This is a genomic window from Levilactobacillus zymae DSM 19395, assembly GCF_001434115.1.
In the GTDB taxonomy this organism is placed as follows: Bacteria; Bacillota; Bacilli; order Lactobacillales; family Lactobacillaceae; genus Levilactobacillus; species Levilactobacillus zymae.
Window position 1 is genome coordinate 1 of sequence record NZ_AZDW01000038.1, and the last position, 23,803, is coordinate 23,803.

Below are 23,803 nucleotides of genomic sequence, written 5' to 3' on the forward strand. Positions count from 1 at the left end.
CACTTGAATCATGTGTTTGATGGGGATTTTGGAGTTTCTGGTGAATAATTCAGGGTTAGGAGAGTGACGAATTTGAGTAAAGAAATCACGGCGGCACAAACCGCCAGCTATCAAAAAGCACTAACGGACGATCCGATGGCCAAGGTCGTCGAACGGGCCGTTAGCCATCAAGGGATTTTAGCCACGGCGGCCGACTACGCGTCCGCTGCCGACATGACCCCCGTATTCTCCATCGATTTGGACACGGGTAAGGTGGCTAACCAAAAGCAAAGTGGTCGGTGCTGGATGTTCGCCGCTTTAAACACCATGCGGCACCACTTAGCCGACCTCTTTAAGTTGAGCGATTTCGAGCTTTCCCAAAACTACACGTACTTCTGGGACAAGTTCGAAAAGGCCAACTACTTCTACGAAAACGTCTTAGCTACGGCGGACCAACCAACGTCCAGTCGTAAGGTAGCCTTCCTGATGACCACGCCCCAACAAGACGGTGGCCAATGGGACATGCTGTGTGCCATCATCGAAAAGTACGGGATCGTGCCCAAGTCGGTAATGCCCGAAACCTACAACAGTTCTAAGTCCAGCGAACTGAACAGCACGTTAAACCTGAAGTTACGCAAGGACGCCGTGGTCTTACGCAAGCTCGTAGCCGACAACGCCAGCGCCGACGACATCGCGGCCGCTAAGGACAAGATGTTAAAGGAAGACTACCGGTTATTGGCCTACACGTTAGGCGAACCCGTTTCCGAATTTGACTTCGAATACCGCGACGACGACAAGAACTACCACATCGACAAGGGCTTGACCCCGAAGACGTTCTTCGACAAGTACGTGGGTTGGGACTTATCCGACTACGTGTCCATCATCAACGCCCCAACCGACGACAAGCCATACAACCACACCTACACCATCGAAATGTTAGGGAACGTGGTCGGCGGCCGCGCCGTGAAGCATTTAAACGTCTCCATGGACGACTTCAAGGCCTTAGCCATCAAGCAATTGAAGGCCGGCCAATCCGTCTGGTTCGGTTGTGACGTTGGTCAATCTTCCGAACGGCAAAAGGGGATCATGGACACCAACTACTACCACAAGGACGACCTCTTCAACATCGACTTCGACATGTCCAAGGCCGAAAAGTTGGACTACGGCGAAAGCCTGATGACTCACGCCATGGTCTTGACCGGTGTGGACTTGGTTGACGGCAAGCCAACTAAGTGGAAGGTCGAAAACTCCTGGGGTGAAAAAGTCGGCACCAAGGGGTACTTCGTGATGAGCGACGCCTGGATGGACAAGTACTGCTACCAGGTCGTGGTGAACAAGGAATTCTTGCCAGCCGACCTGCGGAAAATCCAAGAAACCGAAGAACCCACGGTCTTAGCACCTTGGGACCCAATGGGCGCTTTAGCTTAAATCTAACTCGTCAGTTAATTAAACATCACTAAAGAACGGGACTTCGCCATGGCGGAGCCCCGTTCTTTAGTGATTTATCAAACCTATCAATTAGCTTACTAGTCAACTGCGACCGGTTGAACCGTAAAGCCCGCTGCCGTTAACACCTGGTTGACCGGTCCCACCTGGTCGTTCGCCACATGGAGTTCCACGATCTTTTCGGCCTGGTGGTTGACCACCATTAGCGTTTGAATGCTCAAATCATGTTCCGCTAAGACCTGTCCCAGTTTAAAGATCACGCCCACGTGGTCGTGCGGAACTACCACTCTGGTCACCACGCCCGGTTCGCCGTAACCCGCGATGTTTAAGAAGGCGTCGAGAATGTCGTTATTGGTGATGATACCCACCACCTGGTCGCGAGCCATCACGGGTAACACACCAATCTTATGTTTGCGCATGGTGGCAATCGCCGTTTCCAGCTGTGCCGTGGCGGCGACCGTCTGTACCTTAGTCTCCATGATTTGCGCAACGGTCGTTTTAGTCAATAAGTAGTTGGTCTCGTAGACCGAGAGGCTGGTGGCCTGCGACGGTAAGGCCCGCTGGATAATCCCGTGGGTGATTAAGCCGACCATCCGGTTATCCGTCATGACCGGTAACCGGTGAATCTGGTTTTGTTTCATTAAATCGATCGCCACACTGACCGTCGTGTCGGGATGGACCACGACGAGGCGTGGGGTCATGTAGTCTGCTACGCTCATGTTTACCCTCCTAAATAGGCTTGTTGAACGGCCGGCGTCGCGAGAAGCTCCGCCCCGGTCCCACTTAATTTCACCTGCCCGCTGGCCAGTACGTACCCGCGGTCGGCCACCTTCAACGCTTGCTTGGCGTTTTGTTCGATCAATAGGACCGTGGTGCCCGCCTGGTGGATGGCCTGAATGATGTCAAAAATCTCACTGATAAAGAGGGGCGCTAACCCCATCGACGGTTCGTCGAGGAGCATCAGCTTGGGCTTCGCCATGAGCGCCCGGCCCATAGCCAGCATCTGCTGCTCCCCCCCGGACAGGGTGGCGGCGTCCTGGTGACGCCGTTTCTTCAGGATGGGAAAGTAGGTGTAGACCTCTTCAAACGCCTGGGAGACGGCCGCGTGGTCTTGGCGCAAGAACGCGCCCATCTGGAGATTCTCCTGCACGGACAGTCCGGGAAAGACGTGGCGGCCTTCCGGGACCTGCGAAATCCCGGCGCGCACGATTTTGGGGGCCGCTAATTTTTGAATGGGTTGGTCCAGGTAAGTGATGCTCCCACTGGCCGGCCGCATTAGCCCGGAGATGGTGTGCAGCAGCGTCGACTTACCCGCCCCGTTGGCGCCAATCAGGGTCACGATTTCCCCCTGTTGAACGTTAAAACTCACGCGTTTGACCGCCTGAATCGCGCCGTAATTGACTACGAGATCCTTCACGTTGAGCATTTAATCCCCTCCTAAGTAAGCCTTGATGACGGCCGGGTTCTGCTGGATTTCCGCCGGCGTACCGGTGGCCAGCAACCCGCCGTGTTCCAACACGTAGAGCCGTTCACACACGTCCATGACCAGCGACATATCATGTTCAATCAGGACCACGGTGATGTGAAAGTCGTGTTGGATCTGCCGAATCAACCGGGTCAAATCGGCGGTTTCTTCCGGGTTCATCCCCGCGGCCGGTTCGTCTAAGAACAACAACTTGGGTTTAGTGGCTAACGCCCGGACGATTTCCAGTCGCCGCTGGGTCCCGTACGGCAGGTTCTTAGCCGGCTGCTGGGCCACCGCCGTCAGGTCGAAGATGGCCAACAGGCGTTGCGCCGCGGCGGTCATTTCCCGTTCGGTCCGGTAATACTTGGGCAACCGCAAGATGCTGGTGAAGAAGCCCTCCCGGTAGTGGTTGGTCATGGCGATGCGCACGTTATCGAGTACCGTCAAGTCCTTGAACAACCGGATGTTCTGAAAGGTCCGTGAGATACCGGCCTGGGCGATCTGGGCCGGTGACTGACCGTTGAGCGTCTGCACGCCCCGGTCGGTCGCCAGGCTGATACTGCCGGAACTCACCGGCGTTTCCCCCGTCAGGAGGTTGAACAACGTGGTCTTGCCGGCACCGTTCGGGCCAATCAAGCCCACCAATTCATTTTGGTCGAAGTGAACCGAGACGTTGGCCACGGCGGTCAGCCCACCGAAGTTTTTGACCAACGACCGGGCGTCAAGTAAGGCACTACTCATGGCTGGTCACCTCCCGTCGTGTAAACCACCGTTTGAACGAAAATTCCCAACTACCTAACAACCCCGTTGGTTTGAAAATCATGATCAGGATCAACGCCAACGAGTAGATGATCATCCGAATCGTCCCAAAGTTCTGGAGGATCGTATCCAACACGCTCAGCACGATGGCGGCCACGAAGGTCCCGGTGATACTACCGACGCCCCCCAGCACCACGATGATCAGAATGGCGATTGAGGCCATGATGTTGAAGTCGTCCGGCGCAATCGTTTGGATGTACGCCGCGTGGAGCGAGCCCCCGATGGCGGCCGTAGCGGCCCCGAAGACGAAGGCGGCTAGCTTCCAACGCGTGGTGTTGATTCCCATCGCCCCGGCGGCCAGTTCGTCTTCACGCACTGCCATCACGGCGCGACCGCCCCGACTGTGGATGAAGTTGACCGTGACCAGTGTGGTGAGACACATCAACACGTAGACCGTGGCCCACGAGACCAGCGCGGGGATGTTGAAGAGTCCCGCCGCCCCGTTGGTGATCTTGAGGTTATTGATCAAAATTCGAATGATTTCGGCGGCCCCCATGGTCGCGATGGCCAGGTAATCGCCGCGTAACCGCAACGTGGGAATCCCCACGATGACCGCGGCCACCATGGCTAGCACCATGCCCACACCCATCGATAAGAAGAAACCCACCGGGGTGCTCATGGTCTGAGTCATGATCCCGGTCGCGTAGGCACCAATCGCCATGAAACCAGCGTGGCCCAGGGAGAACTGGCCGGCAAACCCGATGATCAGGTTCAACCCGACCGCCAAGATCACGTTAATGCCGATGGTCACCAGCATATTTTCAATAAAGGGATTGATCAGCCGGGCCACCTCGAGGCCGTCGATGATCACGAATCCGCCGACCATCACGCCTAACCAAGCCAGGTTACTTTTAACACGCGCACTTAAGTTCACGACCTACACCTTCTCTCTGGTCCGCTTGCCGAAGATTCCGGCAGGTAGGACTAACAAAATCACGATCAACACGAAGTACACCACGGCGTCCTTGTACGCCGAGAGACCGACCGCCTGCACGGCCGTTTCCAACAGGCCGATGATAAAGCCGCCCAACGACGCGCCGGGGACCGACCCGATTCCGCCGATGACCGCGGCCACGAAGGCCTTGATCCCGGGGGTCATCCCCATCAGCGGATCAATCGAGTTGTAGTACAGGCCAATCAGAACGCCGGCCGCTCCGGCCATGGCTGACCCTAAGGCGAAGGTAAACGAAATCGTCTGGTTCAAGTTGATGCCGACCAACTGCGCCGCTTCGGGGTCCACCGATACGGCCCGCATGGCTTTGCCCATCTTGGTGCGTTTGATGATGACCTCGAGGAGGATCATCAACGCACACGCGGTCCCCAGAATCAGCAGTTGGATGTTGGATACCCGTAGGCCCAACCAGTGATAGGTCACCACCCGGATGGCTTGTGGAAAGCTCCGGGCGTTGGCCCCCACCAGATACGACATCCCGTTTTCGAGTAAAAACGAGACCCCGATGGCGGTAATCAGTGCGGTGATCCGCGCCGAATGCCGCAACGGCCGGTAGGCAAAGTATTCGATGACCACCCCGATGATGGCGCACACCACCATCGCCGAGAACAGGGCCAACCAGAAATTAAAGTGAAAGTAGCTAATGCTGTAGTAGCCCCAGAAGGCCCCTAACATGTAAATGTCGCCGTGAGCGAAGTTAATCAGTTTGATGATGCCATAGACCATGGTGTACCCCAGGGCCAGTAAGGCGTAAATGCTGCCTAGAGACAGGCCGTTAATCAATTGTTGTCCAAATGTCTGCATAAAATTAGGCCTCCGTTACGCCAGAATTTGTGCTGTGTTGTTGGAATTATCGTAACCGTGATCAGCGCTTCCGGGACAGTCAGCAATGGGCTGGAACGGGGTGGGCACGGCTTCAAGCCCACAACCCGGTCTTGAAGACCGACCTTGGTCTAAGCTGGCAAAGAACGCCAGCTAAGGCCAATTTCACCCCTGAGCCCATTTCTGACTGTCCCTCCAGCTCACACTGTCTTATCGACAATTCCAACTTGTTCTTTTCGACGAGTTACCCATAAATGACTACACTACCTAGTAACTGAGTTGTAAAACCGGTTCTTATTGGGAATTATTGGCCCTCTGGCGACCAAGAACGCCGTTTAGCTTAGTCGGTAGTTCTATCCGTCTTAGAGCACACCCTTACTTGATGTTGTACGTGTTAGAGACGGTTCCGTTAGTCAACTGTTCGATGGAAATCGTCTTTTCGGCATCGTGTTCCTTGTCGATGCTCATGGTCCCGGTCGTACCCTTGAAGTTCTTCAAGTCGGCCAACCCGTCGGCAATCTTCACGGAGTTCGCGGAGCCTTCCTTTTCGATGGCAGCCTTGACCATGTAGACGGAATCGTAGGCCAGAGCGGAGAACGTTGGGGCGGTGCTACCGTACTTCGCCTTGTAGGCGCTCATAAACTTCGAGGCCACTTGGTTGCTAGCCGCGGCCTTAGTGGAGAACGGCGTGGTGTAGTAGATCTTATTGGAATTGCTCTTCCCCGCGATTTGGGCCAACTTGGTATCGGCCATCCCATCACTACCAACCACCGGCACGTCGATACCCGCTTGCCGCGCCTGCTTGATGATCAACCCAATTTCGGAGTAGTAGCCCGGCGCGTAGATGGCGTCGATCTGCTTGTGCTTGAGCGAGGTCAAGACGGCGTTAAAGTCCTTGTCGCCTTCCTGGAAGGCCTGACTGCTGACGACCTTCCCCGTGTAGGTCTTCTTAAACGCCTTGGTCAACCCGGTCCCGTAATCACTGGAATTATCGGTCAAAATCGCCACGCGCTTGGCCTTCAGATCCGTGGTCATGAACTTGGCTGCCGAGGAACCTTGCAAGTTATTTTGGTAGCAGGCCCGGAAAACGTACTTTTGAACCTTGCCGTTCTTTTGGAGCGTGTAGTCGGGGTCGGTCGCGGACGGGCTGACCGTTGGCACGCTGGCCTTCGTCATGTTCGGAATCGCCGCGGTCCCGGCGTTCGTGGTGGCGGGGCCGACCACGGCGACCACCTTATCGTTGTTGACCAATTGGGCGGCGACCGAAGCGGCCGTGGTGTTGGACGTCTTGTTGTCGCGAATCACCAATTGGACCTTCTTCTTGGTGTTGCCCACCTTGATGCCCCCGGCCTGATTGATTTCGTGGGCAGCCAGTTGAATCCCCTGTTTCTGTTGTTCGCCGTACCCGGCGGCCGCCCCGGAGAGCTCCATGTTGACCCCGATTTTTACGGTCTTACCGGTGGGGTTATTCCCCTGACTGGCACTGGACTTCGCACTGGCACAGCCGGCCAACGAAAGGATTGCGGCCCCCATGGTCATCAATTTAAGCGTTTGTTTTTGCCATTTTTGCATATGTAATTCCCACTTTCTAAGTTTTGATTTAGTTGTGCTGCTTGAACGTTTTGCCGATCCTCCTTTGACCGCAAAAAGGCCTCATCCACCGTAGTGAATGAGGCCGATTCAACGAACCAATAGCCTCATTACCACAATGGGAAAGAAGGGCTCGGTTCGCTGCACGATGAGTGATTAACTCAAGGTCAAGTGACCGGGTCCTTCTTTAATAATAAGACTAAGTTTTGAACGGCAGAGACTGCCACGAAAGTATTCATCATTTGATTAGTCATCGTCACAGCCTCGCTTTCCAAAGTTATTTTTGCGTTCTTGATGGTTCTTAGAATAATTAAAATTAAATGATAAGTCAAGGGTGGTTTTATAATTTTAATCCCAGAAACAGCCAAGAACGTGATTATATCAACGGATTATAAAATTAGACTTTTTTAATTTTATGTGATCCCGGCCACTAAAAAACTCGGCATCGTTACCCAACGATGCCGAGTTTTCGACTCAGAATTATTTTAAAGTCTTGGTCGTGTTGACCGTTTGGAACAGGTCCATCGCCGTTTGTTCCGTGGACCACTTCGGGAACATGGTCTTCTTCTCGAAGCTGTTCGAGAGGAAAATCACCCCGGTCCGGCCATTCTTACTCATCACGAAGGTACTCTCATAGTAGTCCCCCATGCCGTGACCGTAGTACCCGGTCTGGTTGTAATGGTACATCCCACCGGTATAGTGCAGGTCAGTCGTGGCTTGGTGTAGGACCTGAGCCCCCGCCGGTGTGGCCAAGAGTTTCCCCTGGATAACGGCCCGTTCGGCGCGAAAGAGGTCCCCGGCACTCATCGTGGCGTTCCCGGTCGCCAGTTGAGCGGCCATGTCGTTTGCGGCTGGCGTGTGGGCTTCTTGATACAGTCCCGGCCGCTCGCCCCCGTAACTCAGCGTGCGTTTCGGTGACGTTCGCCAGAGTTGGCCAAAACTCGTGTGGTTCAGGTCCAAAGGCGTGACGATTTGTTGGTAAAACAGCTTATAGTACGACTCGTGGGTGACCTGATTCAGGATGCCCGCCAGTAAAACGTAACTGATTGGCTGGTAGTCGAACTGATTGATCTTTTTGGGCACAATCTTAGCGTTCTTCTGGGCGTACTGGTAGACCTGTTTTTCGGTCAACGTGGTCGCGGGGGCCACGTCGCCGGTCACCCCACCCGTCATGTCAAGCATCTGGCGAATGGTAATCTGATCCGCGTGCTTGATCTTCGGATAGTACTGACTGAGCCGGTCGCTCAACTGTAACTGCCCCGCTTGGGCCGCCCGCATCACGAGTTGGCCGGTCAGTGATTTTTGAATCGAGTTGATCAGGTATTGCGTGGTGACCTTGTTTTTACGCTTCTTGGCCGCGTTCGCGTACCCAAACGCCTTCTGGTAGACCACCTTATCGTTCTTGACGATTAATGCCGTCCCCACGAAGCGTTTGGCCTTCAGCGTTTGATTAACTTGCGCCGTAAACTGTGGTGTCCGTTTCCCCGAATGTTTCTTGTCAAATGTGGTCACCTTCCCCGCCCGTTGCGCCTTACTCTGCGCCGCGTCGGTCTTGATGGCCTGACGGGACTGCTTAGCGTGCTTGCGGTTGGTCGTGGTGACCTCCTGCTTATCGTTGGCATCCAAGCGGTGCATGCCATAGACGACACCGCCGATCCCGCAGATAATCACCAGCAGGATCACCCAATGTCCTAGATTTCGTTTATTCAATTCTCTTTCCCCCAATTGAAACAGCCTACTCTAGTTCTGATTATACGAAAAAGTTGGGTAAAAACAATCATTTCCCCCGATTGTTTGACCCAACTTAAGTTTCTTATAATATCTGTTATAGAACCGTTTTCTGCAGGACGCGTAACCGGTCGTCAAAGTCGTAACGAATCGGTTCGCCGTTGGCCACCTCAACCTTTGCAATATCAGCATCCGGGACCCGATCGAGGTACTTGATCAGCGCCCGCAAGGTACTGCCGTGAGCGACGATCAACTGGTTTTGCCCGTCCAATAATCGGGGGGCCACTTGGTTCGTCCAGTAAGGAATCAAACGGTGATAAGCCATCTCTAAGCTCTCCCCCAGTGGTTCCAAGTGCGGACTGTACCGGTCGTAGCGACGGTCCTGGTGCACCTCTTTCAGCAAGGGGGGCACGGTCTTAAAGCTCCGCCGCCAGGTCATCAATTGCTGGTCACCGACCTCGGCGCGCACCTTAGCCTTATTCTTCCCCCGTAAGGCGCCGTAATGCCGCTCGTTTAGCCGCCACGATTTATATTCCGGAATAGCCAATTGGTCCAAGCAATCCAACACAATGTTAGACGTGACGATGGCCCGTTGCAGCATCGAGGTGTGTAACGCCCCAAACTGGAGGCCCGTCTGCGCGACCATTTCGCCGGCCGCACGGGCCTGTTGCCGTCCCTTGGCGGTCAACGGAACGTCACTCCATCCCGTAAAAATATTGTCTCGATTAGCGACACTCTCACCGTGCCGTAGAATCACTAGCGTTGCCATCCGCCATACTCCCTTTCTCTACAGGTTTCCACTGCCCATGATACCATAGCCCCGGCCGAAAACTCAGCAATCATGTTCGTTTTTTCACGACATGTCGTCGGTTAACCCCCGGCGAACAAGTAGAGGGACTTTACGAAGTTGCCGTAAAGTCCCTCTGGTTAATCGTTAAGCCACGTGTTGAATGATTACCATTAAGATGGGGATGACCACCAGACTGAGTAGCGTGGTTTCGGTCACCATGATGGCCGCGTAATCCGAATCCGCGTTATAGAGTTTGGAGACCACCGGCGCGTTGGTCATGACCGGCATCGCCGCCTGGATGATGAAGACTTGCTTCATCAGTAACGGCATGCCCGTTGGAAGGACCAGACACGCCATCAGGGCTGGGGCAATCACGAATCGGCCCAGTAAGATGCCCAGGCTGTCCCGGTCCAGTCGCAGATTCCGTAAGCCGGCACCGGCAATCGCCGTCCCAATGAAAATCATCGATAGAGGAATCGTCAGTCCCCCGATGTATTGGAAGTCCATCATGATCCAGTGCGGCAGTTTAATGCCCAGCAGGACCAAAACCACCGCAATCATGAATCCCAGCAGTGGCGGTGAAAAGACCTTTTTGAGGGTGGTCTTGAGGTCGAACTGCCCCTTGCCTTGCCCGTCGCGTTGAATCAAATACACCCCGAGGGTCCAAAAGAAGGTGGTGTTGGCCATGTAGTAGACCAGCACGAACGGCAGACTCTGCCGCCCGAATAGCGCCATGTTGACGGGTAACCCCACGAAGACGGTATTGGAATTGAGGAACATCGATTCAAAGAGGCCCCGGTGCTTGGGATTGATGCGAAACAGGTGAAACGCCACGATCGACAACCCAAACATGATCAGCATCGACACCACCGGAAACCGTAAATCCGGTAACGTGCTTTTTAATTTAGCGGCCGTAAATTTAGACATGATGGTGTCCAACATATAAGCCGGTAACGCAATCTGGGTCACTAATCGCGCGATGAGCTTCGGCGCCTGCTCGTCGAACCACCCAAACCGGGCCAGGACGTACCCCAACGTAATCATGACCAAAATGATCAAGACCCCCGAAACACTGCTAACAAAGACGCCCATTTCCGACCCTCCTCAACAATCGTAAGAAAAAATTAGACTTTCTTAATAACGGGTCTCATTATAGCATAATTTTTATATTGGCTTGATAAGTAACCGGTTACAAATCCCCGCTTGACGGTTCTCCCGGCGCCTTGACAGCTTCACAAGCCGCGTCGATTCAAGGATTGGTCCGTCCCACCCGTGATAAGTCGCACCGTTTACGAATCATTAAAACTATGGTGTAATAGATGAATTGAGGCCATCGTTCGCTAACCGGACGATGAAACGGGGACGGCTTTCTTAAAATCCCCTTAAGGAACGGCTGAACCTTTTCATCTGGTGCGGTTCCGTTTTATAATGTGTAAAGATTTTGACGAAGATGAGGAAATAAATTATGCCGAAAGATAACGAAAATAACCGGCAACGGTCACCGGAGGACTTTGAACAAGTCTATGACCGTCGTGCAGACCACAACTCCCATTTTAAGACGCCCACGGTGCATCCCCACCGACCCATGTTGTGGATCATCGTTGCGATTTTGCTGGTCTTTTTGTCGGGAGGATTGGCCTACGGGTATCAGGCCTGGTCGTCCGCTAAAAAGACGTTTAGTCAGACCTATGAATCTTCCAACATCTCCAAGAGTCGCAACGTTTCTTCCGTGTTGAAAAAGAACAAGCCGTTCTCGATTCTGATGCTCGGGACCGACACCGGGGCCTTAGGGCGTTCCGACGTGGGCCGGACCGATACCATCATGGTCGCCACCATCAACCCCGATACGGAAACGGCCTACCTGACCAGTATTCCACGGGACACCCGGGTGACGGTCGGTTCCGGGGCTAACGCGTCGATTCAAAAGATCAACGCCGCCTACACCATCGGCGGGCCAAGCACGGCGGTCCAAACCGTTGAAGACTTGCTAGACATTCCCATCGACTTCTACGCCATCATCAACATGGGTGGTCTCGAAAAGATGGTCAACGCCGTGGGGGGCGTCGACGTGGTTCCACCGCTGACCTTCAAGTACGCGCAAGCCGACGTCAAGAAGGGCGTCAAGATTCACTTGAACGGGAAACAAGCCCTCTCCTACTCACGGATGCGTTACGACGATCCCCAGGGGGATTACGGCCGGCAGAAACGACAACGTCAGGTCCTTCAGAAACTCGTGGTCAAGGCGGCGGGCTTAACGTCCATCACCCGTTACCAACAGATTCTGACCTCGTTAAACGGCAACTTAAAGACCGACCTTTCCTTTGATGATTTGATGCAGATTCGGGCCAAGTACGGCGACGCATCCCACCACATCAAGTCGGAAACCTTACAGGGTCAAGACGCCATGATCGACGGCTTGTCCTACCAGGTCCCGACCACCAAAGAATTGAAGCGCGTCTCGAACCACATTCGTAAAACCCTCGGCCTTGCCGACACCACGAAGTTCACCACCGACGCCATTAACGGCGATAGCGATACGACTAGTTCTGGGTCTACGGATGCCGGGAGTAGCGGTTACGGTTACTAACCAAATCAACTTTAGCGTTCACCTACTCGGGTGAGCGCTTTTTTTGTGACAATTTTTCTGCTACCAATCGCCGTGGGGCCGCGGTTAATCGTCTAGGTCTCCCCCACTCGTTTAATTTTTTCCTTGCCAAGTTAATAATTTTTCGATAGAATTCTAAATCGTAATGATTACTATTTATAAAAGGGGAAATTTTTCATGTTACATAAGCTTTATCGTTTCAGTCTATCTGTTCTCCTCGGCAGTCTTCTCCTCGGGTTAGGTGCCTGTAGCCGTCCATCCTCCGCAGCGGCCCCCACATCGACCCGTCCCATTCACGTGGTCGCTTCGCTAGACTTCTACGGTGAGGTCGCCCGGGCCGTTATAGGCGACCACGGCCGCGTGACGACGCTCATTCATAACCCTAACGTCGACCCGCACGACTTTGAGCCGACGCCTAAGGACGCTGCAGCCGTGACCCACGCTAACTTTGTTGTGGGCAATGGGTTGGGCTACGACGGTTGGCTCGACAAATTGGTCCACAGCAGCCAAACGCAACCACAATTCCTCCGTGTAGGTAACGACGTGCTCCACCTGAAAAACGGGGCCAACCCCCACGTCTGGTACCGGCCCACCACGATGGCCCAACTAGCCACGACCCTGGCCAAGAGATTTGGGCAACAAGCGCCCCGTTACCGGCAAGCCTACCAGCGTAACGCCAAGACCTACATTGCCAGCCTGAAACCCATCGACCATGAGCTTCAGCGGCTTAAACCGCACGCCGCCCACCAGACCGTGGCCGTCAGCGAACCAGTCTTCGACTACGCCCTCGACGCGCTAGGCTATCGCCGGGGCAACTCGGCCTTTGAACGTGCCGTGGAAAATGGGACGGACCCCGCTCCCAAAGCCGTTCATCAGCTTCAGACCAGTATTCGGCAACGGAAAATTGCCTTTTTCGTGAACAATTCCCAGGCCAGTAGTAAGACCGTCGCCACCATGGTCAAGCTGGCGCACCAAGCCCAGGTCCCCGTGCTTAACGTCACGGAAACCCTCCCCCAGGGTAAGACCTACCGGACCTGGATGCTGAGTCAGTACCGCCAACTCGCTAAGTTTTACTCGTTAGAATAGTCATTTAACTAAACATCACGCCATTCTACCATTCCAAAGTGAATCAATTGTGGTGATAAAAAGTCTATGGCCTTGCAGATTGTTAAATTTGTGCTAAGGTAAAGTTGTTATCATGATTTTTACTCACAATTTCTCACTAAAGGAAGTGAACCCAACAATGTATCGTTTTTTCGCGCAACCACAAGTTGACCAACTGAGTCACCGAATTTTTGGGTACGAAGCCCTCCTGCGTAAGCAAAAAGATGACGCTTGGGTTTTACCCGACTCCTTTACCGAGATTTCTGTGGCGGACCAGGCACAACTGCTAAAACGCACCGCGACCGCGTTACACGTCGCCGCGACGAACCAGCGTCTGGCCTTCAATCTCAACAACCAACAATTTCGCGCCCCCCAAACGCTGGACGTGATCCTAGCGCTAAAGGACCAACTGGGGGCCGTGAACTTATCCATCGAATTGACGGAAGCCCCTACGTTAGCGGAGGTGGTCCACTTCAGCCAGATTCTTCACCAACACCACATCAAACTGGTCATCGATGACGTGGGAACCGGCTCCAACACCTATTCAAACGTGGCGCCATTTCTCCCCTACGTCGACGAAATCAAGTTTGCCATGCAGAACTACCGGAGCGCCGGAACGCCCGACAAGATTCCGACCGCCCTGGCCTTTTGGGCCAAGATTGCCCAAACGTACCACCTGGCCATGATTTTAGAAGGTGTCGAGGACGCCAACGACCAAACGCTTGCCCAACACTACGGGATTCGCCTGCATCAGGGCTACCTGTACGGCAAACCCGCGTTGGTCTAATCTCAAAAATTCATCAATAAAAAATAGGTTTTTCAAGAAGACGACGCTTTTCTTGAAAAACCTATTTTTAGTTTCCCTGACATTTACTTGAACAGGCCACCCCAATACCCCAAGATGCTGAGGCCTAAAATCCCCAGGAGTAGCCAGAAAGGTTTCACGTGCCGCCGCAGCAACCAGACACATCCCAGGGTCAGCCCCAAAGGCAACAGTCCCGGCAAGAGCTGGTCCAGCAAGGCTTGTAAGTCATAAGTGGCGTGATGCGCGGTCACCAGGACGGGTTTTAGGCTGATGCGGGTCCACCGGGGCACCAGTGCCCCCATGATAAACATCCCCACGATGGAGGCGCCCAGCGTTAATTTCTGCAAGATACCACGGCTGAGGTCCTCGACGATCTGAACGCCGCGCCGATAGCCCCACCGTTGCGCCCACCAGCGAAAGCCGAGCCGGACAACGTTCCAGCCCACGAAGAAGACGATGGGCCCCAAGATGCCCAAGCCACTGAGCGCTAGACTCGCCGCAAAGGCGCTCAAGATTGGGCGCCAGGTCCCCCACCAGACCGGATCGGCTACCCCGGCCAACGAGCCCATCATCCCAACCTTGACCGCGTTGATCTCGTCGTCCGAAACGGGGTGGCCGTTCGCCCGTTGTTCCTCGAGTGAAAGCGTCACACCGGTGATCAACGATTGCATGTAGGGCATGGTATTAAACGACGTCAGGTGCCGGGTGGCCGCGGCCGCTTGGGCCGTCCGGTCGGCATAAAGCCGTTGAATCGCCGGAATCATGATATAACAGAAGCCTAAGTTTTGTAAACGTGGATAGTTCCACGCCGCCTGCTCCAGACCCGAACGGCCAAAAATCCGCAATTGGTCGCCCAAAGTCAGGGTCAGGGGTTGTTTCGTGGTGGTCATCGCGTTGCCGCCCTCCTTACAGGTCATCTAATTCCCGGTCTAAATCGTCATCGGTCGCACTGGTCGGGGTGGCCGCACCGGTCGTCGGCCCCGCCCCCGAATTGCCGTGCCAACCCAGGTACAACACGGCTAGGCCCACCCCAATAATGCCTAACGCAATCAAACTGAGGTGTTGGTCCGTGGCTAACGCAAAGCCCAGGAAAAAGAACGGCCAGAGTTGCCGCGTCGCCATGGTATTGATCACTAACGCGAAACTGACCACGACTAGCATGCCCGCAGCCACCCGAAAACCGCCCCGCAAAACGTCTGGGAGGGTTTGGTAGCCGGTCTGTAACCAGGCCGCCGGCAGTAGCATCAGTAACGCGGCGGGCAGCAACGTGCGCAATCCCTGTAACCCGGCACACAGAAGTTGCAGGTGATTAATGCGCCGGAGATTCCCGACGGCGGCCGCTTGATCCGCTTGGTTAACGACGGGAATGATCAGTTGCCGCATCCCACGAGTGATCCATTGTCCCACCCAGGCTAACGGCAGGGCTAAAATAACGCCCAGCGCCACCGGCAAGTGCGCGGGCCCAGCAACCCACCAGGCCGTCACCACGGCGGCCAAGGCGGGGTCGGGGCCGACCACGGTCCCGATATTCATCCACCCTAGGGTAATCAATTGAAGGGAAGCCCCTAAGGTCACCCCCACTAACGGGTGTCCCAGCGCCACCCCCACTAAGGTACAGGCGATGATGGGTTGGTGGACCTCCCATTCATCGACCACGCCCCCGATTCCCGCCAGAAAGGCGATGATCAGGACGGCTAAGATACTGACATTCACGTTGCTCGACTCCTTTATCTCCGTCATGCCACAAAAACACCCCGCTCAGGCCAAGTCACCCGAGTGAGGTGTTCGGTGGTTATTGGGTTAATCCCTTTTTCTGCGCTAAAGCTAAAAAGTCCTGTTGCCGGTCGCCGGGAACCGTCTGGGTGTACACGGTGACCCCGGCCGCCTTGAGGGCCGCTGCCGCTTGCAGGTCGGCATCGTCGGCCGCCACACTCGGCGTCAACATGGTCTTGTGGACCGTGTAGGCCAGGTTCCCGACGTTGACCCCCGTGGGCTTCAAATCGATTCCCTGGGCCACTAATTCGGCCATCTCAGGTAACGTTTCCGTCAAAATTAGCGGCCGAAAATTATCGAACCGGGCATCCCGGTAGATCTGAACCATCTTGGCCACCGTGATCACGTTGGCCTTGACCTCGGGTGGCGCGGCCTGCATGATCAGCATCTTCCGCAACTTATCGTGGGCCACCTTGTCGGAGACCACCAGAATGCGGTTAGGCCGGACCGTCTTGGTCCACACCGTCGCCACCTGACCGTGGAGGAGCCGATTATCGACCCGGGCGAGTTGAATTGCCATTGTCATAATAAATCGTCATCTCCCGTGTTCGTTTGCAGATCCAGGTGCCGGATTCCCCCACGCGCCGTGCGCTCTAAGTGGGGAATCACTTCGGCTAGGGTCTGTTGTTGCAGCGCTAAGGCTTCAATCAACATGGGCAGGTTCAGCCCAGCAACTAACCCGTACTGGTCCGGATGGGCCGCTACCAATTGACTGGCCGCGTTGAACGGCGAACCACCCCAGAGATCGACCAGAAACAGCAGCTCCGTTACCGGCGCCAGCTGATCGATGGCCAAGCGATAATGACTCACTAAATCCTCAACGCTCTCATTGGCGGCTAACGTCACAGCGGTCACGTTTTGCGCCTTTCCGAAAATCATTTCGGCACTCTGCAAAATTCCCCGGGCAAATTCACCGTGCCCGGTCACAATTATGGCCAGCATTCTGCCACCCCTTTGACTAGATCCTTAAATTTTTAGACTGACTTTAATATAGCATAAAAGAGCGGTTACATCTACCTTCGCTCAATCCTTACAGGAGTTTGAGCATGTCGGCCGGCGTCAGGAAGCTCACGTCCGGGGTCAGATCCGGGTGTTTGCCGTTCCAGGCGGCCAAGCCGAATTGAACCTTAGCGGCGTGGGCGGCCTCTAAGTCGTACAGGGTGTCCCCCACGTAGACCGTACTTTGCGGGTCGGCGTGCAGCCGTTCCATGGCCAACAGGATGCCGTCCGGAGCGGGTTTACCGTGAGCCACGTCTTCGGCGATCACCGCCTGGCTAAAGTACCCGGATAAGCCCTCGGCGACCACGTCCCGGTCGTATTCAAACCGCCGTTTGGAGGTCATGATGGCCAGTTGGGCGCCCTGATCCTTCAACGCCTGTAAGGCATCCGTCACCCCCGCATACACGGCCACGGTCGACCGGTAGTCCTGGGTCCGCGGTCCCCACAGGGCCAAGACCCGTTCCCAATCCGGGACCTTCAACCGCAATAACGCGTCCTTACTGGGAATCCCGAAGGTCGTGGCCAACTCGGCGTACGACCGTTCCATTCCCCGTTCGTGGAGGATGGCTTGGAGCGACTTGATGTACATGGCCTCCGTGTCGAGTAACGTTCCATCGATATCAAAAATAAAACTTTTCATTTTGCAAGCTCCTCTAATCATTTTTAGCTTCAAAAAAGGGAAGCTGACCTTTGACGATCACCTTCCCTAGTGTAGCATGCTTTTAATTTTAAGACTCCAGCTTGGGTTGCGAATGTGGCCCCGCTGCGACCGGTGCCTCGGTGATGCCTTCTGCCGGCGTTACCTTGTCGTCCACGACATCCACGGACCGTTGCAGGTTCCGCAGTTGCCGCACGGCCCGGATCCAGGACGGCACCAGGATGGCACACGACCCCAACCAAGCCAACGGTTCGGCGGAAACGGCCCCGGCGTACCCGAAGGCCCCGACCATAAATAGCGCGGCGAAGACCCGCATGGTCAGTTCGCCGACCCCGGCCAAGGTCGGCAGTACCCGCCGCCCCAGTCCCTGCAGGGTGTTCCGGATGATAAACAACACACTCAAGAGCAGGTAGGTACTCCCAATAATGTTGAAGTAGGTTTGCGACAATTGAATCACGTGTTCATCGGCCGTCCCGATGATCAACGTGACCAGTGGCCGGCCAAAGAAGATGACCAAACCACCCGCTGCCACCGCAAAGGTTCCGGATAACCAGAGGGTCTTCTTGACCCCTTCCAGAATCCGACCGTACTTGGCGGCCCCGAAGTTCTGAGCCGCGAAGGTCGCCATAGTGACCCCAAACGACGACATCGGCAACGAGCAGAGTTGATCCACCTTAGACGCGGCGGTCGAAGCAGCCACCGAATCGGTCCCTAAGGAGTTCAACGCCGCCTGCATGACCATGGTCCCAATCGCGATGATGGACAATTGAAAGCCCATTGGCATCCCGGTCGAGAAGTGGTCCCAGAGTTCCTTGACGTCGACTTTAAAGTCGTCTTTGGTGATGTGCAGCAACGGAATGGAGCGGATGATGTAGACCACACACAGTAACGAAGCAATCACTTGAGAAATCACCGTGGCCCAACCGGCCCCAGCGACGCCCATGTGAAAGACCAAAATGAAGAGAAGTTCCAAAACCACGTTGACCACGGTCCCAATGACCAGGAAGATCAGCGGTGTCCGCGAATCCCCGAGGGCGCGGATAATGTTGGATAACAGGTTAAAGGCCATCGACGCGAAGATGCCCATAAAGATGATGCTAATGAAGATACGGGCGTTGGCGAAGATGGACGCTGGCGTTTGCATTAATTTCAGGATGGGATCCACGAAGGTCAGCGCTAAGGCCGTCAAGACGATGGTCATCAGAATCGAGATGACGATACTCGCGGCAAACGACCGCCGCACACCCTTATAATCCCGGGCACCGTAACGCGTCGCGGTCAGAATCGCCAGTCCCGCCGTCAGCCCCTGCGCAAACCCAATGATCAAGAAGTTGATGGAACCCGTGGCGCCGACCGCCGCTAAGGCCTTGACCCCTAGCGTTTGCCCGACCACCACGGTATCCGAGACGTTATATAATTGCTGAAATAAATTACCAATTAAAAGTGGAATCGTGAAGAAGAAAATCAATTTTAAGGGATTACCCGTCGTTAAGTCGTTCATAGGCCGACCTCCTTTGAAATTTTTGTCTGGGGTTTTCTAACCACAGGGCTACTACTATACCGCCTTTACCCCGCTTTGTCAGAGAACTTGTCTCGCAATTTTCAGAAAAACCAGCAGACATTTTAAGTCCGTATTCTACGCTCTTACGCGGCCTTTTTAAAGGTCTCCGGGGCGTGAAAACGATTGCGTGGTGGAAATGTTATCAGTTTGTCACAATTCACCGCTAAAGACGTTTCCGGTTAATCATGACCACAAAAAAACATCGTTACCCTTAGGTAACGATGTTAAGTAAGATGCGGCCAAGAAGATTCGAACTTCCACCGGGATTACCCCGACAAGATCCTTAATCTTGCGCGTCTGCCAATTCCGCCATGGCCGCATTAACTCACAAGAAATAGTATACCAAACCAAAAAGGTCGCCGCAACATCTTTTGTGAGTTATTTTCAGGTTTTTTCAAAATTAAGCGTCGGTCAGCACGGTCGCTCCGTCCTTGTCCAACGGAATGATCCGCAAACTACCAGGTAGATCCTGGGCCGTTAACTTATTCCGCAACAGCGTTAACTTGGCCGAAGATCCCATGGTCACCACGGTCGGTCCGGAGCCACTCAGATAGGTCCCGGTAATGCCCAGGTCGTGGGCCGTATCCCGAATTAAGTTTAATTCCGGTACCAGTTGCGAACGGGCCTGTTCGTGGAACTCGTCGCGCTCGATCATCCGGGCGGCTAAGTCCCAGTTTTTTTCTAACAAGGCGGCCACCAACACGTTGGCCACACTGCTGGCGTGGACCGCCGTGTGAAAGTCGACCTGCTTCGGTAAGGCCGCGCGACTCTTATCGGCCAACAACCGCTGAGCGGGAATGAAGACTAGCGCCGAAAAGTCGGGTAACGGTAACTTTAACGCGTCGGCCTGACCAGTCTCGTCCACCGTCGCCACGGCGGCTTGTCCCAATAGGGCCGGGGCAACGTTATCCAGCGCGCCGCCTAGTTTGACCGCCCAGTTCAATTGGTCGGCAATGCTCAGGTCCATTTCGCCCAATTCGTTAGCGATTTTAATGCCCGCGATGATGGCACTCGTCGAACTGCCCAGTCCCCGGGAGACCGGAATATCCGACATCACCGTTAACTGGTGGGGTTTGAGCTTGTCGTTGACCTTCAGGGCCGTTTGGACCATCAGGTTGTGCTCGTCACGGGGGATTTCCGTGCCCAGTGCGTGGTTGACCCGCCACTGTTCGGTTTTTTCTTCGATAATGACGGTGAGATACAGGTGCAATGCAGCGCCAATTGAATCGATCCCGGGGCCCAGGTTAGCGGCCGTCGCGGGAACGCGAATGATTGTCTTCCCCATAAAATCATACCCTCCTTAAGTCTCTTGTGGTCGGTTCACGGCCCACACGGTACCTTGCCGGCGTAACCGACCGTGACAGCGCCCACAAACTAGCTTGGTCACGTCGATACGCCGCAACCGGTAGTAGCGTTGTTGGCAATGGCTGCACACGTACACCTGCCACTGGCGCGGCTGAACCGCCCGGGTTTTCGGAGCCGGCGCATAACGTAAGCCCCCCACCTGCGCCAACAGCGTTTGAAACGCCTTGGTTCGGTGTTGCCCGGATTGCCCCGCCAAGTGCAGGTGGTAGTGGCACAGCTCGTGCTTGATGACCCCCACCAAGGTGGCCCGGTCGTGCTCGGTCAACATCTTGGGGTTGATCTCAAGATTGTGATCTCTTAACCGGTAACGCCCCCCCGTAGTCCGGAGGCGCGCGTTAAACGTGGCCCGGTGTCGAAATGGTCGACCGAAGTCGGTCTGTGAGATCTGTTCCACCAACTGTTGCAATTCGGCAGTCGTCATCCGACCTACTCCCTTCATGATACCACCGTTAAGCCCAGAAAAGGTCGAGACCCGCGTCCCAACCTTCCAGTTTGTTTCCTATTGCACACTCATCATGATGCGTTGGGTCGCCGCGGTCACCTTACCCATGGCATTTTCCTGGGTCTTTTCGGCCGCATCGAAAGCCGCTTGGTCCACCGCTTGTTGCGCCGCATCGATACTGTCGGTCATGGCTTGGCAGCCTTCCGTGTAGGTCCGGTAAGCGGCGACTAAGGCCTTGTGCTTTCCCAGGATGCGGACGGGCGCCGTGGCTTTTTGTAACTGGTTGAGCTTGTCAACGTAGCTGGTCGTCCCGGCCTGAAAGTGCGCCTTGATCTGCGCCAGCTCGTCCGTTGAGAGGTCACCCACGGTCCCGGCGTCTAGCGCCTTCCGCAGAGTTTCAAAGTCGGTGTTCATCTCACCGGCTTCGTCTTCCGTTCCCTGTAAGACCCGGGATAGGGCCCCGATGTACGCGTTCATGTTATTTTTTCGCATTGAATTGCCTCCGTTAATTGGCTTGCCAGAACGTATCGTAAACGTTGACTGGCAAGTGTCGTTTGTGCGCCGTCTTGCGGTACCAGGATTCGATCTTTTCGGCCGCCGCCGTGGCCACCGACTTCCCTTCCAAGTAATCGTCGATTTCCGCGTACCGGACGCCTAGCGCCGCCTCATCGGGCAACGCTGGCCGGTCGTCTTCCAGGTCGGCCGTGGGCACCTTCTGGTACAGGTGCTTGGGGGCGCCTAAGAAGGTTAACATTGCGGCCCCTTGACGTTTGTCTAACCGCCACAGGGGGCAGATATCGGCGCCGCCATCCCCGTACTTGGTGTAAAAGCCAGTGACGGCTTCGGCCGCGTGATCGGTCCCGACCACGGCACCGGCCCGCGCGCCCGCAATGGCGTACTGGGCGATCATCCGTTGCCGGGCCTTGATGTTCCCCTTGTTAAAGTCGCTGACCGTGTCGGCGTTGGCCGTTACGGCCGCTTCCATGGCATCGGTCGCGGGCTGAATGTTCACCCGTTGGACCTCGTCGGCGCCCATGAAGTCAATCGCCGCCATCGCGTCGGCTTCGTCGGCCTGTTCGCCGTACGGCAACCGCACCGCGATGAATTTATAGGCGTCATCCCCGGTCTCGCGCCGTAATTCGGTCACGGCCTGTTCACACAGGGCGCCGGCCAACGTGGAATCTTGGCCACCGGAAATCCCCAGCACTAGGGTCTGCATGAACGCGTAGTGCCGCAGGTAGTCCTTTAAGAAGTCCACGCTCCGGCGAATCTCGGTCTCCGGGTCGATCGTGGGTTGAACCTTTAACGCTTCAATAATCTCTTTTTGCATCTCACGCATGGTGAATGCCCCCTCATCTGCTGATTCGTGCCTATTCGGGCATTTTTTGCACGTAATTGTGAATTTGTTTGATAATGGCCATCTTCTGATCCCAACATTTCTGGGAGAGGTCGACCGGATACTTCTGCGGATTCAAGTCCCGCTTGTATTCGGGCCACAGGTTGGCTAACGCGCCCCGGCAACGGTCCCGTACCGCCGAGAGACTTGGCAACTTGTAGACTAATTTACCGTCTTCAAAGATGGACTGCAAAATCGGCCGGGCGATGAAGTCGGAGACCGTCTTACTGATGTAGGTGAAGCTCGGGTGGAACATGTACAGGGCGTCTTCGTTACGCGGATCTTCGCTGACCAAAGCCACGTAGTCCCCTTCCGTCTTGCCGTCCGTCTTCTTGGTGATCCGCCAAACCTGCTTCTTGCCCGGCGTGGTGACCTTTTCGGCGTTGTTGGACAACTTGATGGTCGGTTGCATCTGCCCCTGGTCGTCTTCAATGGCGACCATCTTGTAGACCGCCCCCAAAGCGGGTTGGTCGAAGGCCGTGATCAACTTGGTTCCGATGCCCCACACGTCGATCTTGGCGTCCTGCATCTTCAGACTTTGAATGGTCTTTTCGTCCAGATCGTTAGAGGCAAAGATCTTGGCGTTCGGGAAACCGGCTTCGTCGAGCTTTTGCCGGACCCGCTTGGACAGGTAGGCCATGTCCCCGGAATCGATGCGGACCCCTTGGAAATTAATCTTATCGCCCATTTCTTGCGCCACCTTGATGGCGTTGGGGACCCCACTACGCAGGGTATCGTAGGTATCAACTAAGAACACACAGTCGCGGTGCGTTTGAGCGTAGGCCGTAAAGGCGTCGTAATCGTTGCCGTAGGTCTGCACCAGCGCGTGGGCGTGGGTTCCACTGATGGGAATCCCAAAGAGCTTGCCGGCCCGTACGTTCGACGTGGCGTCAAAGCCCCCGATGTAGGCGGCCCGGGTCCCCCAGATGGCGGCGTCGAATTCCTGAGCCCGCCGCGTCCCAAATTCCATAAGCGCGTCGTCGCCGGCCACGGAACGAATCCGGGCGGCCTTGGTGGCAATCAGCGTTTGGTAGTTCAAGATGTTTAAGATGGCGGTCTCGACTAATTGACAGTCGGCTAACGGCCCTTCGACCTGTAAAATGGGTTCGTGGGCGTAGACCAACTCGCCTTCGACGGCCGAACGAATCGAACCAGTGAATTTAAAGTTGGCTAAGTACGTCAAAAATTCTTCGGAATACTCTTCAGCTTCCCGTAAGTAATCAATATCGGTTTGGGAAAAATGTAAATTTTGGATATAATGGACAACGTGTTCCAATCCCGCATAAACGGCATACCCGTTATGAAACGGCATGTCACGGAAGAACACTTCAAAGACGGCGTGCTTTTGAGCGATGCCTTCTTCAAAGTAGGTCTGGATCATGTTGATCTGATAGGCATCCGTATGGAGCGTATAGCTGTCGTCAGGATACAAGTTCGTCATAATGGATTTTACTCTCCTTAGCTAGGTTTCAGCGTTGCAACTTGCGTTAACTGTTTCATTTTA

24 protein-coding genes and 1 tRNA gene are annotated in these 23,803 nt (G+C 55.0%); 4 read left to right on the forward strand and 21 right to left on the reverse strand.

All coding sequences use genetic code 11. The annotated features are described in order from the left end of the window. The first annotated feature begins 72 nt into the window (after positions 1-72). Positions 73-1,407, forward strand: a complete 1,335-nt coding sequence (locus FD38_RS09440; protein ID WP_057733600.1) for a C1 family peptidase — start codon at positions 73-75, stop codon at positions 1,405-1,407. Positions 1,408-1,505: 98 nt separating this feature from the next. On the opposite strand, the gene FD38_RS09445 is transcribed toward FD38_RS09440, so the two are convergent. The 9 genes from FD38_RS09445 to FD38_RS09485 all read right to left on the reverse strand — a co-directional run bounded on the left by FD38_RS09445 (position 1,506) and on the right by FD38_RS09485 (position 10,683). Next, positions 1,506-2,144, reverse strand: coding sequence for a CBS domain-containing protein (locus FD38_RS09445; protein WP_057733603.1), 639 nt, complete (start codon positions 2,142-2,144; stop codon positions 1,506-1,508). 2 nt (positions 2,145-2,146) lie between these two features. Beyond that, positions 2,147-2,851: an ABC transporter ATP-binding protein gene (locus FD38_RS09450; RefSeq protein WP_057733605.1), complete on the reverse strand. Its 705-nt coding sequence runs from the start codon at positions 2,849-2,851 to the stop codon at positions 2,147-2,149. Then, complete coding sequence (locus FD38_RS09455; protein WP_057733616.1) at positions 2,852-3,631, reverse strand: ABC transporter ATP-binding protein; 780 nt, start codon at positions 3,629-3,631, stop codon at positions 2,852-2,854. Further along, complete coding sequence (locus FD38_RS09460) at positions 3,624-4,535, reverse strand: branched-chain amino acid ABC transporter permease (RefSeq protein ID WP_057733669.1); 912 nt, start codon at positions 4,533-4,535, stop codon at positions 3,624-3,626. Before FD38_RS09460 ends, FD38_RS09455 begins: the two co-directional genes overlap by 8 nt. Positions 4,536-4,586: 51 nt before the next feature. Then, positions 4,587-5,465 (reverse strand): branched-chain amino acid ABC transporter permease, encoded by an 879-nt coding sequence (locus FD38_RS09465; protein ID WP_057733617.1) that lies wholly within the window; start codon positions 5,463-5,465, stop codon positions 4,587-4,589. A gap of 393 nt (positions 5,466-5,858) precedes the next feature. Next, complete coding sequence (locus tag FD38_RS09470) at positions 5,859-7,055, reverse strand: ABC transporter substrate-binding protein (RefSeq protein WP_057733619.1); 1,197 nt, start codon at positions 7,053-7,055, stop codon at positions 5,859-5,861. Positions 7,056-7,553: 498 nt separating this feature from the next. Further along, on the reverse strand, positions 7,554-8,783 hold the full coding sequence (locus FD38_RS09475) for a serine hydrolase domain-containing protein (protein WP_057733621.1): 1,230 nt from the start codon (positions 8,781-8,783) through the stop codon (positions 7,554-7,556). A 115-nt stretch (positions 8,784-8,898) separates the two neighbouring features. Further along, complete coding sequence (locus tag FD38_RS09480) at positions 8,899-9,570, reverse strand: 2,3-bisphosphoglycerate-dependent phosphoglycerate mutase (RefSeq protein WP_057733623.1); 672 nt, start codon at positions 9,568-9,570, stop codon at positions 8,899-8,901. A 165-nt stretch (positions 9,571-9,735) separates the two neighbouring features. After that, positions 9,736-10,683 (reverse strand): AEC family transporter, encoded by a 948-nt coding sequence (locus tag FD38_RS09485; RefSeq protein ID WP_057733625.1) that lies wholly within the window; start codon positions 10,681-10,683, stop codon positions 9,736-9,738. Between the two features lie 373 nt (positions 10,684-11,056). Between FD38_RS09485 and FD38_RS09490 the strand changes: the two genes are divergently transcribed. The 3 genes from FD38_RS09490 to FD38_RS09500 all read left to right on the forward strand — a co-directional run bounded on the left by FD38_RS09490 (position 11,057) and on the right by FD38_RS09500 (position 14,087). Then, complete coding sequence (locus tag FD38_RS09490; protein WP_057733627.1) at positions 11,057-12,178, forward strand: LCP family glycopolymer transferase; 1,122 nt, start codon at positions 11,057-11,059, stop codon at positions 12,176-12,178. 195 nt (positions 12,179-12,373) lie between these two features. Next, positions 12,374-13,282, forward strand: coding sequence for a metal ABC transporter solute-binding protein (locus FD38_RS09495; RefSeq protein WP_057733629.1), 909 nt, complete (start codon positions 12,374-12,376; stop codon positions 13,280-13,282). A 157-nt stretch (positions 13,283-13,439) separates the two neighbouring features. Then, complete coding sequence (locus FD38_RS09500; RefSeq protein WP_057733630.1) at positions 13,440-14,087, forward strand: EAL domain-containing protein; 648 nt, start codon at positions 13,440-13,442, stop codon at positions 14,085-14,087. An 83-nt stretch (positions 14,088-14,170) separates the two neighbouring features. On the opposite strand, the gene FD38_RS09505 is transcribed toward FD38_RS09500, so the two are convergent. The 12 genes from FD38_RS09505 to FD38_RS09560 form a co-directional block, all read right to left on the reverse strand. Further along, on the reverse strand, positions 14,171-14,995 hold the full coding sequence (locus FD38_RS09505) for a PTS system mannose/fructose/sorbose family transporter subunit IID (RefSeq protein ID WP_057733632.1): 825 nt from the start codon (positions 14,993-14,995) through the stop codon (positions 14,171-14,173). 16 nt (positions 14,996-15,011) lie between these two features. Further along, positions 15,012-15,818 carry a PTS sugar transporter subunit IIC gene (locus tag FD38_RS09510; protein WP_225430817.1) on the reverse strand — a complete coding sequence of 269 codons (807 nt, stop codon included), beginning with the start codon at positions 15,816-15,818 and terminating at the stop codon, positions 15,012-15,014. Positions 15,819-15,897: 79 nt separating this feature from the next. Further along, a complete protein-coding gene (locus FD38_RS09515) occupies positions 15,898-16,404 on the reverse strand; it encodes a PTS sugar transporter subunit IIB (RefSeq protein WP_057733635.1) in 507 nt (168 codons plus the stop codon). After that, positions 16,401-16,820, reverse strand: coding sequence for a PTS sugar transporter subunit IIA (locus tag FD38_RS09520; RefSeq protein ID WP_057733637.1), 420 nt, complete (start codon positions 16,818-16,820; stop codon positions 16,401-16,403). Before FD38_RS09520 ends, FD38_RS09515 begins: the two co-directional genes overlap by 4 nt. A gap of 88 nt (positions 16,821-16,908) precedes the next feature. After that, a complete protein-coding gene (locus tag FD38_RS09525; RefSeq protein ID WP_057733639.1) occupies positions 16,909-17,517 on the reverse strand; it encodes an HAD family hydrolase in 609 nt (202 codons plus the stop codon). A gap of 88 nt (positions 17,518-17,605) precedes the next feature. Then, positions 17,606-19,036 carry an MATE family efflux transporter gene (locus FD38_RS09530; protein WP_057733641.1) on the reverse strand — a complete coding sequence of 477 codons (1,431 nt, stop codon included), beginning with the start codon at positions 19,034-19,036 and terminating at the stop codon, positions 17,606-17,608. 294 nt (positions 19,037-19,330) lie between these two features. Further along, positions 19,331-19,415 (reverse strand) — tRNA-Leu (locus FD38_RS09535). Between the two features lie 81 nt (positions 19,416-19,496). Continuing rightward, the gene (gene thrB / locus FD38_RS09540) at positions 19,497-20,381 is read right to left on the reverse strand and encodes a homoserine kinase (RefSeq protein WP_057733643.1); all 885 of its coding nucleotides are present in this window, start codon (positions 20,379-20,381) and stop codon (positions 19,497-19,499) included. A gap of 15 nt (positions 20,382-20,396) precedes the next feature. Next, on the reverse strand, positions 20,397-20,882 hold the full coding sequence (locus FD38_RS09545; protein WP_057733645.1) for a SprT family protein: 486 nt from the start codon (positions 20,880-20,882) through the stop codon (positions 20,397-20,399). Positions 20,883-20,960: 78 nt separating this feature from the next. After that, a complete protein-coding gene (locus FD38_RS09550; protein WP_057733647.1) occupies positions 20,961-21,395 on the reverse strand; it encodes a hypothetical protein in 435 nt (144 codons plus the stop codon). Positions 21,396-21,408: 13 nt separating this feature from the next. Beyond that, complete coding sequence (nadE, locus tag FD38_RS09555; RefSeq protein ID WP_057733648.1) at positions 21,409-22,242, reverse strand: ammonia-dependent NAD(+) synthetase; 834 nt, start codon at positions 22,240-22,242, stop codon at positions 21,409-21,411. 31 nt (positions 22,243-22,273) lie between these two features. Continuing rightward, positions 22,274-23,740, reverse strand: coding sequence for a nicotinate phosphoribosyltransferase (locus FD38_RS09560; protein ID WP_057733650.1), 1,467 nt, complete (start codon positions 23,738-23,740; stop codon positions 22,274-22,276). Positions 23,741-23,803: the final 63 nt, after the last annotated feature.

What these genes read in the sequence shown, in the direction of transcription:
- FD38_RS09445 (WP_057733603.1), bottom strand. Translation starts at nt 2,144, where the DNA reads ATGAGCGTAGCAGACTACATGACCCCACGCCTCGTCGTGGTCCATCCC.
- FD38_RS09450 (WP_057733605.1), bottom strand. Translation starts at nt 2,851, where the DNA reads ATGCTCAACGTGAAGGATCTCGTAGTCAATTACGGCGCGATTCAGGCG.
- FD38_RS09455 (WP_057733616.1), bottom strand. Translation starts at nt 3,631, where the DNA reads ATGAGTAGTGCCTTACTTGACGCCCGGTCGTTGGTCAAAAACTTCGGT.
- FD38_RS09460 (WP_057733669.1), bottom strand. Translation starts at nt 4,535, where the DNA reads ATGGTCGGCGGATTCGTGATCATCGACGGCCTCGAGGTGGCCCGGCTG.
- FD38_RS09465 (WP_057733617.1), bottom strand. Translation starts at nt 5,465, where the DNA reads ATGCAGACATTTGGACAACAATTGATTAACGGCCTGTCTCTAGGCAGC.
- FD38_RS09470 (WP_057733619.1), bottom strand. Translation starts at nt 7,055, where the DNA reads ATGCAAAAATGGCAAAAACAAACGCTTAAATTGATGACCATGGGGGCC.
- FD38_RS09480 (WP_057733623.1), bottom strand. Translation starts at nt 9,570, where the DNA reads ATGGCAACGCTAGTGATTCTACGGCACGGTGAGAGTGTCGCTAATCGA.
- FD38_RS09485 (WP_057733625.1), bottom strand. Translation starts at nt 10,683, where the DNA reads ATGGGCGTCTTTGTTAGCAGTGTTTCGGGGGTCTTGATCATTTTGGTC.
- FD38_RS09490 (WP_057733627.1), top strand. Translation starts at nt 11,057, where the DNA reads ATGCCGAAAGATAACGAAAATAACCGGCAACGGTCACCGGAGGACTTT.
- FD38_RS09495 (WP_057733629.1), top strand. Translation starts at nt 12,374, where the DNA reads ATGTTACATAAGCTTTATCGTTTCAGTCTATCTGTTCTCCTCGGCAGT.
- FD38_RS09500 (WP_057733630.1), top strand. Translation starts at nt 13,440, where the DNA reads ATGTATCGTTTTTTCGCGCAACCACAAGTTGACCAACTGAGTCACCGA.
- FD38_RS09505 (WP_057733632.1), bottom strand. Translation starts at nt 14,995, where the DNA reads ATGACCACCACGAAACAACCCCTGACCCTGACTTTGGGCGACCAATTG.
- FD38_RS09515 (WP_057733635.1), bottom strand. Translation starts at nt 16,404, where the DNA reads ATGACAATGGCAATTCAACTCGCCCGGGTCGATAATCGGCTCCTCCAC.
- FD38_RS09520 (WP_057733637.1), bottom strand. Translation starts at nt 16,820, where the DNA reads ATGCTGGCCATAATTGTGACCGGGCACGGTGAATTTGCCCGGGGAATT.
- FD38_RS09525 (WP_057733639.1), bottom strand. Translation starts at nt 17,517, where the DNA reads ATGAAAAGTTTTATTTTTGATATCGATGGAACGTTACTCGACACGGAG.
- FD38_RS09530 (WP_057733641.1), bottom strand. Translation starts at nt 19,036, where the DNA reads ATGAACGACTTAACGACGGGTAATCCCTTAAAATTGATTTTCTTCTTC.
- thrB (WP_057733643.1), bottom strand. Translation starts at nt 20,381, where the DNA reads ATGGGGAAGACAATCATTCGCGTTCCCGCGACGGCCGCTAACCTGGGC.
- FD38_RS09545 (WP_057733645.1), bottom strand. Translation starts at nt 20,882, where the DNA reads ATGACGACTGCCGAATTGCAACAGTTGGTGGAACAGATCTCACAGACC.
- FD38_RS09550 (WP_057733647.1), bottom strand. Translation starts at nt 21,395, where the DNA reads ATGCGAAAAAATAACATGAACGCGTACATCGGGGCCCTATCCCGGGTC.
- nadE (WP_057733648.1), bottom strand. Translation starts at nt 22,242, where the DNA reads ATGCGTGAGATGCAAAAAGAGATTATTGAAGCGTTAAAGGTTCAACCC.
- FD38_RS09560 (WP_057733650.1), bottom strand. Translation starts at nt 23,740, where the DNA reads ATGACGAACTTGTATCCTGACGACAGCTATACGCTCCATACGGATGCC.